Below are 8146 nucleotides of genomic sequence, written 5' to 3' on the forward strand. Positions count from 1 at the left end.
ACCGTCCCCTCCCCACCCTATTCTTCCTTACAAATCCGTATCCCCGCGTGCCAGCACCCCTTCCCCGGCGGAGACGGCGATGATGTCGCCGGTGATCGGCACATCCTTTTCCGCCCGCGCCTTGGCGGTGGCCAGGAAATAGCCGTAGGTCGGCAGGAACATCGCTACGAAGATCAGGGCGATGCCGGGATTGAACCAGGCCATCACGACCAGGAAGAAGGCAGCCAGAACCAGGGCGATGCCCGGGAACAGCGGATAGATGGGCGCACGGAACGGCCGTTCCAGCCCCGGTTCACTGACCCGCAGCTTGAACAAGGCCGCCATGGAGATGATGTAGAGCACCAGGGCGCCGAAGGCCGACATGGTGATCAGTTCCGCCGTCTTGCCCGACAGCAATGCCACGATGCCGATAACCCCACCGGCGATCAGGGCCCAGTGCGGCGTGGCGAATTTCGGATGCAGATTGGATAGTACCGACGGCAGATAGCCGGCCCGTGCCAGCGCGAAGATCTGGCGGGAATAGCCCAGGATGATGCCGTGGAAGCTGGCGATGATGCCGAACAGGCCGATGGAAACCAGCATGTGCGTCCAGCCGCTATCCTTGCCCACCACGACCGCCATGGCCTCGGGCAGCGGATAATCGACGCTGGCGAAATTGCGCCAGTCGCCCACACCGCCGGTCAGGAACATGACGCCCAGCGCCAGAACCACCAGGGTCAGGATGCCAGCGATATAGGCCACGGGAACGCTCTTCTTCGGGTCCTTCACCTCTTCCGCCGCCATGGCCACGCCTTCGATGGCCAGGTAGAACCAGATGGCGAAGGGAATGGCCGCCAGGATGCCGGCCGTGGTGAATTCCTCATTATTGGCCACGAAATTAGTGACGCTGAAGGCTGGCGCCACCACGCCCATGAACACCAGCAGTTCCACCACCGCCAGGACCGTGACGATCAGTTCGAACGCCGCCGCCTGCTTCACCCCGATGATGTTCAGGCCCACGAAGATGACATAGGCGGCGATGGCCACCGCCATCACCGGCACCGATGGGAACATGAAATGCACATAGGCGCCCAGGGCCGCAGCGATGGCCGGTGGTGCGAAGACAAATTCCACCAGCGTGGCGTAGCCCGCGACTAGCCCGCCCAGCGGCCCGAAGGCCTTGCGGCTATAGGCGAAGGGACCACCTGCTTGCGGGATGGCGGTGGTCAGCTCCGTGAAGGAGAAGATGAAGGTGGTATACATGGCCGTGACCAGCAGCGTCGCCCACAGGAAGCCGATGGTCCCCGCTTCCTTCCAACCGTAATTCCAGCCGAAATATTCGCCCGAGATCACCAGACCGACGGCGATCCCCCACAGATGCACCGGTCCCAGCGCCTTTTTCAAACCTGTCGCACCGCCCATACTGCCCCCGCTTGGTCAATGGGGCCCCCGGCCCCGGTTGAAAGGATCCATGGACTGACCGGTCGATGGCCCCCACGGGGGCTCAAGCCGGATGTGGCAATGCAGCAATTTTCACACCAGCATGGTTAATGGCTGTTCTGCTGGATCTTTCTGGCTTGCGCCGTCGCTGTACGCCCAGCGATTGGGCAAATTTTGTTGCGCTGCGTGAAACACGGGCAAATTTCTGCTGAACGACCGTCTTCTGTGCATTGATAATGGACGGACTTCCTCCCGGGCGGTATCAAGTTCCCAGCATGTGCAACCTCCCGATGGTGGAGCCGCTCCTGTCCGCTCTTTCTGTGCAAGAACGCCGTGTCGCCTGGTTGATGACATCGGTGCAGTTCGTCAGCGTGCTGTCCTTCATGGTCATCATGCCATTGGGCCCGGATTATGCGCTGGACCTGGGCATCGACACGGCGCGCGTCGGCTGGGTACTGGCCTCCTACACCTTGTCGTCGGCGATCATCGGGTTGCTGGCCGCCATGGTGCTGGACCGGTTCGACCGGCGGCCGGCGCTGGGGATCTGCATGGTCGGGCTGGTCCTGTGCAATGTGGCGGCGGCGTTCGCCTTCGATCTCTGGTCGCTGCTGGCGGCCCGCGCCCTTGCCGGGTTGTTCGGCGGGCCGGCGGGGGCCCTGTCGGTGGCCATCGTTGCCGACAATGTCCCGCCCGAACGCCGGGGCAAGGCCATGGGCATGGTCATGGGGTCGCTGTCGATCAGCGCCGTGCTGGGCGTGCCGCTGGCCCTGGAACTGTCGCACCTGTTCGGCTGGCGCGTACCATTCCTGACCGTGGCGGGGCTGGGGCTGGTCATCATCCTGGTGGCCGTCCGCCTTCTGGGGCCGCAGCGCGCGCATCTGTCGGAAGTGCCGATGGCCCTGCGCGATGCGCCCGGCCACCTGCTGCGCGTGGCGCGCGGCACGCTGCCGGCTCTGGCGTTCGCCCTGTCCTTCATCGCCATCGTGCCCAGCTTCATGCTGATCACCAACATGGCGGTGTTCGTGCAGTTCAACCTGGGCTTCCCGCGTGAAGAACTGGGGATGCTCTATATGATCGGCGGCGTGTTGAGCTTCTTCGGCATGCGGGTCACCGGCGCGCTGGTCGACCGCTACGGCTCCACCCTGGTGACCACGGGCACGGCGCTGGGCCTGGCCACCCTGATCTGGCTGCTTTATTACGACTGGCACTGGGTGGCCGTACCCATCGTGGCGCTGGTGCCGGGCTTCATGGTGTTCAACAGTGCCCGCATGGTGGCGCAGAGTGCGGCCGTCTCCAAAGTGCCGGCCCCGGCCGACCGTGCCGGGTTCATGGCGCTAGTGCAGTCAGTGACCCAGGTGGCCGGCGGCATCGCCGCACTGACCGGGTCAGCCATGCTGTCCACAGGCCCGGCCGGCGAATTGCACCACATGTCCGATCTGGCCTTGGTGGCGCTGGGCGTCACCCTGCTGGCCCCGCCGCTGATCTGGGCCCTGGAACGCCGCCTGCCGCGCGACGCCGACATGAGCCACCGCGTGCGGGCGGTGATGAAGGGAACGTCGGGCAGTTGATGCCGGTGACTTGGATTGTGTTTCAGGCCGGCGACCGCCGGCCCGCGGCCTGTGCGGCGTGAGCCAAGCCCGCGGATGCGGGCGCCCGGCACCTGAGGGGACATATATAAAACAAAACGCGGCACCCGAGGGTACCGCGTTTCACTTTTCAACGTCTTCCGTCAGTGCGGATCAGGCCGTGATGTTCACGAAGCTGCCGCGCGTCCGGCCGGAGGCTGTGGCCTCCTGACGCTGACTTTCGGTCGGATTGGTGTTGGTCTGCTGATTATCCTGCTGGGTGGCTGCGGCGGTCTGCTGCGCCTGCTGATCGGCCGGGGGCACCGGCTGAACACGCGTCCCGCTTTCCGCCGGCCGCACGCCCGTAGGCTGGAACGTGGAAGAGCTGTAGGAGGAAACGCCGCTGATCGCCATCACACACCTCAATTGTTGTGGATAAAATAGGCGCGAAGGCAAACCCCGTCAATCCGCCATCGACGCAGGCAACGGCCGGGCACCCATGCGCATGGAAAGTTTCCGTTAAGGAATCGGCGGGGAATCGTCGACCGGTACCGGAGGACAGGGCTTGCCCTGTCCTTGAGACCGGGGTTATTGCTTGAAATATCGGACAAAACCGGCCAGTCCGCCATCCCGGCGGCTCTCAAGGCCGGTCGCTGGACAGGGGTAGACCTCTTGCAATCCATGGATAAGGCCGGCGCCCCCGTCGGCCAATGGTCGTCGCGTTTCGCCTTTCTGATGGCTGCCATCGGCTCCTCCGTGGGGCTCGGTAATATCTGGAAGTTCCCCTACATGATCGGCACGGGCGGCGGGTCGGCCTTTATGCTGGTCTATCTGGCCTGCGTGATGGCGGTGGGGCTGCCCATCCTGATCGCGGAGCTGATGCTGGGCCGCATGGGCCGGCAGGGGCCGATCGAAACGCTGATCGACCTGGGCCGCCGTCATTCCGGCAGCGCTGCCTGGGGCCTGATCGGTTGTGTGGGCGTCCTGGCGGCGGTGCTGATCCTGTCCTTCTATTCGGTCGTGGCCGGATGGTCGCTGGCCTATATCCCCAAGCTTCTGCTGGGCGAGATGTCGGGCCTGACGGGTGCGCAGACGGGGGAGGTTTTCGGCGCCCTGCTGGCCGATCCCTGGGAACTGACCTTCTGGCACGCGCTGTTCATGCTGCTGACCATCATTCCCGTGGCGCGCGGCATCCAGGCGGGAATCGAGAAGGCGGTGGTGTGGATGATGCCGCTGCTGTTCGCCCTGCTGGTGGTCTTGTGTCTCTATGCCGCGATCGAGGGCGATTTCGCCGCGGGCATGGCCTATCTGTTCAAGCCGGATTTCGCGGCCGTCACCTGGGATGTGGTGCTGGCCGCCACGGGTCAGGCCTTCTTCTCCCTTTCCATCGGGTTGGGCACCATGCTGGCCTATGGTGCCTATCTGCCGGCCAATGTCTCCATCCCGCGCACGTCGCTGGTCATTGTCTTTGCCGCCATCCTGACGGCGGTACTGGCCGGGGCCGCCATCTTCCCCATCGTCTTCGCCAACGGTCTCAACCCGTCGGAAGGGCCGGGGCTGGTGTTCGTGACCCTGACCGTAGCCTTCGGCGCCATGCCGGGGGGGGCCTTGTTCGGGACCGTGTTCTTCGTGCTGCTGGCCATTGCGGCGTTGACCTCGTCCGTCTCGCTGCTGGAACCGATCGTCGCCGCCTTCCGCGGCCGTTCCCGCCTGTCGCGGTCTGCCCTGGCCTGGATCGGCGGCGGCATGGCCTGGGCGCTGGGCTTCCTGACCCTGTTCTCCTTCAATATCTGGGCAGACGTGCATCCGCTGGGCGGCACGCGCACCTGGTTCGACTGGATCGACTTCCTTACCTCCAACATCATGCTGCCGCTGGGCGGGGTGATGCTGGCCTTGTTCGCGGGCTGGGTGGTGACGCGTCACGATGGCGCCGATATCCTCGGCTTTGAAAGCAAGCTGTCCTTTCAGCTCTGGCGCGTCCTGGTGCGGGTGGTGGCACCAGCGGGTGTCGTCGCAGCGGTCGTTTCCAATATGCTCTGACAGGGCATAATGGCCCCATCAGATCGAGACCTGAAAGGACCCGTGCGATGATCAACCTGCTGATGAATGTGCTGTGGCTGCTGCTGTTCGGCTGGAATGCCGGGCTGGCGTGGCTGACGGCGACGCTTTTCATGGTGCTGTCGATTGTGGGCATCCCCTGGGCGCGGGCCTCCCTCAACATCGCCATCTTCATGTTCTGGCCCTTCGGCCGCGTGGCCGTGGAGCGCGAGGCGCTGACGGGGCGGGAAGATATCGGCACCGGCCCGCTGGGCTTCATCGGTAACGTGATCTGGTTCCTGTTCGCCGGTATCTGGCTGGGGCTGGGGCACCTGCTCCTGGGGGTCATGTGCTGCATCACGGTGATCGGCATTCCATTCGGCCTGCAGCATTTCAAGTTCGCCGGCCTGGCCTTCGCTCCCATCGGCAAGACCATTGTTGACCGTGAGGTGCTGGAGGCGGTGCGGTACCGTTGACGGAGGATCGGAGTTTGCCCCCGGCCTGCGGCCTCCCCTCAGATCCGCTGTGATAACCAGATGGCGGTGCGCGATCCGGCCTTGATCAGGGCCGACAAAACCGGATAGCCCGTGGCCAGTTCCGCCTCGTGTGCCAGGCCGATATCGCGGTGCTCCAGTTCCTCGGCGCGGAACTGTTCGATGGTGGCCTTCAGCTTCTCCTCACCAGGCCCCAGCTTTTCCGCCTGCTCGGCATAGTGCTGGTCGATGACCTCCTCCACGGCTACGGTACAGGCCATGGCGGCACGGCTGCCCATGGCGGCCGTGCCGGCACCCAGTGCCCAGCCCGCCAGGTGCCAGAGCGGCTGCAGCACCGTGGGCCGCACGCCCCGTTCGCGCGCCAGGTCGTTGAACGTTTCCAGGTGCACCTGCTCCTGTTCCGTCATGTGCTGGATCATGGGGCCCTTCTCGCCCTTGCCCAGCACCGCCAGCTGTCCCTTATAGATGCGCACGGCACCATATTCGCCGGCCTGATCGACGCGAATCATGCGGTCCAGCCCGGCCGGCGCGTCGCCGGGCAGGCGGCGGGGGCGTCCGGCGGCGTCGATCTGGCCGGCGTCGGCCAGCGGGCCGTCCTTCAGCGGGCGCGGGGAGAGAAGATGGGCCGGAATGCCGGGATTATGGGTGCTCATCAATCCTGCTCCGTGGAAAAGGCCGCCTTGACGGCGAAAAGCGCCAGGACCAGGCTGGCGATGGCGCTGTAGCCGGCGATGGAGATGCCGAACAGCGACCAGGGGATCTCGTCACAGCGCACGACGGGGGCTGCCAGGATGGCGGCGCGCAGATCGTCCAGCCCGCCGCTGCTGATCGGCGCGGTGCAGGCGGTGAAACCCTCCCACCATTTCTGCTCCACCCCGGCATGGAACAGCGACAGCCCGGCCCCGCCCAGGAACACCAGCCCGCCCAGCAGCAGGCTGGCCCGCCTTTGCAGCGCTGTCAGGCGCAGGAAGGCCGACGGCAGCAGCGGCACGATGGCGACCATATAGGCGTAGCGCTGCCACCAGCACATGTCGCACGGATTCAGCCCGCCCCAATATTGGGACGCGAAGGCGGTGCCCAGTGCCGTCAGCGTCGCCAGGATCAGCAACAGCGAGGGCAGCCGTGGGGCGGCGAACAGATGGGTGGCTTTGTTCATCATGGCGGCAACTATAGACATGGCTCCCGTATGCCGGAAAGGGCCACAAGCGTGGGACGGATGGCCGCATGGGTTACAGGTTGCGGAGACGGCAGATTCAAAATCTGTCGCTGGCGGAGGCGGATTTCATTGACCGGCGGCTTGCCATCATTATAGTGCCGCTTCGCGTTGAAGCGCTCGGTGCCTCCGTGGCGAAATGGTAGACGCGGCAGACTCAAAATCTGTTGCCGGCAACGGCGTGTTGGTTCGAGTCCGACCGGGGGCACCAATCTTCTCACCCGACATTGTTGCGCTTCTGCCAGGATGGGGCCAATCAGGCCCTTTGCTGCCGGTCCGTGTGCGCATAGGCCTAACGGCTTCTTGGCGTCCTTGGCCATCATGGTTAGCGTGTCCGGCACCCGGCGGCCTGTCCCGGCCTCCGTCTTCTGTCGCGGAAGGAACGCTCCTGATGAACCATCACAACATGAAGCCGCTATTGTTGGCGGCCTTGCTGGCCCTGCCCTTGTCAACCGCGCTGGCGGCCGATATGCCCGCCCAGCAGGTGGCCGCCGCTCCCCTGCACGACCTGCTGGCGCCCATATTGGCTGGCGATCATCGCTCCGACACCAACAAGGCCCGCGACCAGTGGCGCCACCCGGTGGAGACGCTGGAATTTTTCGGCGTGGAACCGGGGATGACCGTGGTGGAGATCGCCCCAGGTGGCGGCTGGTATACGGAGGTGCTGGCACCGCTGCTGAATGCCAATGGCCGCTACATCGCCGCCGGCACCGATCCCAATGGCGCCTCGCCCAACGCGCTGGCCGGTATCCAGCGCTTCAAGGACAAGCTGGCTGCCCGTCCGGAAATTTATGCGCGGGCGGAAGTGACGGGCTTCGGGCCTAAGGCGCTGGATTTCGTGCCGGCCGGTTCCGTGGATCGGGTGCTGACCTTCCGGAATGTCCACAACTGGATGGGGGCGGGCTGGGCAGAGGATGCGTTCAAGTCCATGTTCAAGGCGCTGAAGCCCGGTGGCGTGCTGGGCGTTGTCGAACACCGGGCGTCGCGGGCCATGCCGCAAGACCCCAAGGCCAAGTCCGGCTATGTGCGCGAGGATCATGTGATCAAGCTGGCCACCGATGCCGGCTTCAAGCTGGTGGCGTCATCGGAGGTGAATTCCAACCCGCGTGACACCAAGGATTATCCCGATGGTGTCTGGACCCTGCCGCCGACCTTGGCGCTGAAGGATAAGGATCGTGCCAACTACCTGGCCATCGGTGAGAGCGACCGCATGACTCTGCGGTTCGTGAAGCCGGCCGGCTGACCGGTTGGCATCGAACCCGAAGGCCCCGGTCCCCGTGACCGGGGCCTTCCTGCGTTCCGACCACTATATATAGGTGGCCAATCACAGCCGATGGTGTGATTTCAGAAAAGTGTCATCTCAGAGCAGATTCCTGTTGCTTCGGAGATATTGGTTGTCCTATACCCCGGCTCCCGCA

General features: G+C 64.7%; 8 protein-coding genes and 1 tRNA gene. 5 read left to right on the plus strand and 4 right to left on the minus strand.

The window, feature by feature from the left end; translation table 11 throughout:
• Window positions 1–27: 27 nt before the first annotated feature.
• Window positions 28–1383, minus strand: coding sequence for an ethanolamine permease (gene eat / locus AC1Q7F_RS18520; protein ID WP_492509526.1), 1356 nt, complete (start codon window positions 1381–1383; stop codon window positions 28–30).
• A 326-nt stretch (window positions 1384–1709) separates the two neighbouring features.
• Here eat and AC1Q7F_RS18525 point away from each other — a divergent pair, with 326 nt between their 5' ends.
• Window positions 1710–2987: an MFS transporter gene (locus AC1Q7F_RS18525; RefSeq protein WP_492509528.1), complete on the plus strand. Its 1278-nt coding sequence runs from the start codon at window positions 1710–1712 to the stop codon at window positions 2985–2987.
• Between the two features lie 171 nt (window positions 2988–3158).
• Here AC1Q7F_RS18525 and AC1Q7F_RS18530 read toward each other — a convergent pair whose 3' ends face one another.
• On the minus strand, window positions 3159–3398 hold the full coding sequence (locus tag AC1Q7F_RS18530) for a hypothetical protein (RefSeq protein WP_492509530.1): 240 nt from the start codon (window positions 3396–3398) through the stop codon (window positions 3159–3161).
• Between the two features lie 267 nt (window positions 3399–3665).
• On the opposite strand from AC1Q7F_RS18530, the gene AC1Q7F_RS18535 reads away from it, so the two are divergent.
• Both AC1Q7F_RS18535 and AC1Q7F_RS18540 read left to right on the plus strand, forming a co-directional pair.
• On the plus strand, window positions 3666–5024 hold the full coding sequence (locus AC1Q7F_RS18535) for a sodium-dependent transporter (RefSeq protein WP_492509552.1): 1359 nt from the start codon (window positions 3666–3668) through the stop codon (window positions 5022–5024).
• Between the two features lie 47 nt (window positions 5025–5071).
• A complete protein-coding gene (locus AC1Q7F_RS18540) occupies window positions 5072–5497 on the plus strand; it encodes a YccF domain-containing protein (RefSeq protein WP_492509532.1) in 426 nt (141 codons plus the stop codon).
• Between the two features lie 38 nt (window positions 5498–5535).
• On the opposite strand, the gene AC1Q7F_RS18545 is transcribed toward AC1Q7F_RS18540, so the two are convergent.
• Together AC1Q7F_RS18545 and AC1Q7F_RS18550 are read right to left on the minus strand one after the other, a co-directional pair.
• Window positions 5536–6168, minus strand: coding sequence for a demethoxyubiquinone hydroxylase family protein (locus AC1Q7F_RS18545; RefSeq protein ID WP_492509534.1), 633 nt, complete (start codon window positions 6166–6168; stop codon window positions 5536–5538).
• Window positions 6168–6692, minus strand: a complete 525-nt coding sequence (locus AC1Q7F_RS18550; protein ID WP_492509536.1) for a disulfide bond formation protein B — start codon at window positions 6690–6692, stop codon at window positions 6168–6170. Before AC1Q7F_RS18550 ends, AC1Q7F_RS18545 begins: the two co-directional genes overlap by 1 nt.
• A gap of 161 nt (window positions 6693–6853) precedes the next feature.
• On the opposite strand from AC1Q7F_RS18550, the gene AC1Q7F_RS18555 reads away from it, so the two are divergent.
• Both AC1Q7F_RS18555 and AC1Q7F_RS18560 read left to right on the plus strand, forming a co-directional pair.
• Window positions 6854–6939 (plus strand) — tRNA-Leu (locus AC1Q7F_RS18555).
• Between the two features lie 180 nt (window positions 6940–7119).
• Window positions 7120–7971, plus strand: coding sequence for a class I SAM-dependent methyltransferase (locus AC1Q7F_RS18560; RefSeq protein ID WP_492509538.1), 852 nt, complete (start codon window positions 7120–7122; stop codon window positions 7969–7971).
• Window positions 7972–8146 lie beyond the last annotated feature (175 nt).

The organism is Niveispirillum sp. GW835-FHT14G11, from assembly GCF_058793615.1.